General features: G+C 70.8%; 1 protein-coding gene. It reads left to right on the top strand.

What is annotated here, in order from left to right:
- Positions 1–84: 84 nt before the first annotated feature.
- On the top strand, positions 85–1,501 hold a 1,417-nt coding region (locus JS756_RS35700; RefSeq protein ID WP_368861132.1), incomplete at its 3' end, for an ATP-binding protein.

The following is a 1,501-nucleotide window of genomic DNA, read 5'->3' on the forward strand; positions in this document are numbered from 1 at the left end:
CCTCGGAAGTTCATGCAGGTCGAACCGGCAACAAGCGGTCCCGGCGACCCTGATACGGAACCTGGACCGCAGTAGAATGGGATCATGGTCGAGCTGACAACCTTTGTCGGTCGCCGCCGCGAGGTGGCCCAGGCCAAAGAGCTGCTGGCGCAGAATCGCCTGGTGACGCTGACCGGCGCCGGAGGCATCGGCAAGACGCGGCTGGCGAACAGGGTCGCAGCGGATCTGCGTCGCGCGTTCCCGGGTGGCGTGTGGACGGTCGAGTTCGGCCCGCTCACCGACGGGACGCTGGTGCCCCAGACCGTCGTCGACGCACTGGGGCTGGCGGAGCAGTCGTCGCGACAGCCGCTGGACATCCTGCGCGACTTCGTCGCGGCCCGGCCGGTACTCCTCGTCCTGGACAACTGCGAGCATCTGATCGAGGACTGCGGCACGCTCGTCACCGAACTGCTTCGGGCGGCTCCCGAGCTGAAGGTGCTCGCCACCAGCCGCCAGACCCTCAGAGTTCCCGGCGAAGCCCTGCTACCCGTCCCGCCGTTGTCCCTGCCGGACGCCGACGGCGGCCCGCAGACCGTCGTCCGGTCCGATGCCGTGCGCCTGTTCCTCCGGCGGGCGGCCCTGGTGCGGGCGGGCCTGGAACCGACGGCGGAGCAGACCGACGCGATCGCCGAGATCTGCCGTCGGCTCGACGGCATCCCGCTGGCGATCGAGCTGGCCGCAGCCCGCATACGGGAACTGTCGGCGCAGGAGATCCTGCAGCGCATCGAGGACCGGCTGGGCCTGCTCGTCACCGGGACGCGAGCCGTGCCACCACGGCACCGCACCCTGCGGGCCGCGGTCGACTGGAGCTACCGGATGTGCTCCGAGCAGGAGCAGTCGCTGTGGGCACGCCTGTCCGTGTTCCGCGGCGGGTTCGACCTGGAGGCGGTCGAAGAGGTCTGCACCGGGGACGGCATCGAACCCTCGGACGTCCTCGACCTGATCACCGCCCTGGTGGACAAGTCGGTGCTGGTCAGCGAGGACGGCGCGCCCCGGATGCGCTACCGGCTGCTGGAGACACTGCTCGTCTACGGCCGGGAGCGACTGGCCGCGGACGGCCGGGACGAAGCACTGCGGCGCCGGCACCTGGACTGGTACCGGCGGCTCGCCGAACAGGGCGAGTGGGACTGGCGTGACTCCCGCCAACTGAACTGGCTGGCCCGCATGGGGACGGAGCGGGGAAACAACCGCGCGGCACTGCAGTACTGCCTGGACACCCCCGGCCAGGCACGCACCGCGCTGGGCATGGCCGGTGCGCTGTGGCCCTTCTGGCTCTCCGTCGGCGGGTTCACCGAAGCCCGCGGCTGGCTCTCCCAAGCACTCGCCCTGGAGGGCGAGGACAGCCCGGAACGCGCCAAGGCACTGTGGATCAGCGGCCTGTTCGCCGTGCTGCAGGGCGAACAGAACGAGTCCCTCCGCAGACTCGCCGAGGGCAGGGAGGTGGCCGCACGACTGGACGACC

Source organism: Streptomyces actuosus (assembly GCF_016921115.1).
Lineage (GTDB): Bacteria > Actinomycetota > Actinomycetes > Streptomycetales > Streptomycetaceae > Streptomyces > Streptomyces actuosus_A.